The organism is Blautia sp. MSK18_10 (genome assembly GCF_020553185.1).
In the GTDB taxonomy this organism is placed as follows: Bacteria; Bacillota; Clostridia; order Lachnospirales; family Lachnospiraceae; genus Blautia_A; species Blautia_A wexlerae.
Map to the genome: position 1 here is coordinate 1 of NZ_JAJCGT010000146.1, position 306 is coordinate 306.

Consider the following 306-nt stretch of genomic DNA (forward strand, 5'->3'; position numbering starts at 1 on the left):
CAGTACCATCGGCCGATTGGGTCTTAACCGTCGTGTTCGGGATGGGAACGGGTGTTTCCCCCAACCGCATCGGCACCAGAAAGATTCGTGTTACTTAAGTAAGTGCACAAGAATGAGAAAAAGGCTGTTGGAAGCTTGCTTCCATAAGGACTTTTTATCAGGCTTGTATAAGCGACGCAGTCGCGACTGAGGAGCTTCGCTCCGAAGTGCACTTACGTACCTTGATAACTCAACAGTAAAACACATCTTCGATTTTCTACTTCTTCCTTAGAAAGGAGGTGATCCAGCCGCACCTTCCGATACGGC

The 306-nt window shown here is 48.7% G+C and carries 1 rRNA gene; it reads right to left on the reverse strand.

Features of this window, described 5'->3' with window-relative positions:
- Positions 1-80, reverse strand: a 5S ribosomal RNA gene (gene rrf, locus LI074_RS17225); the annotation flags it as partial.
- Between the last annotated feature and the right edge of the window lie 226 nt (positions 81-306).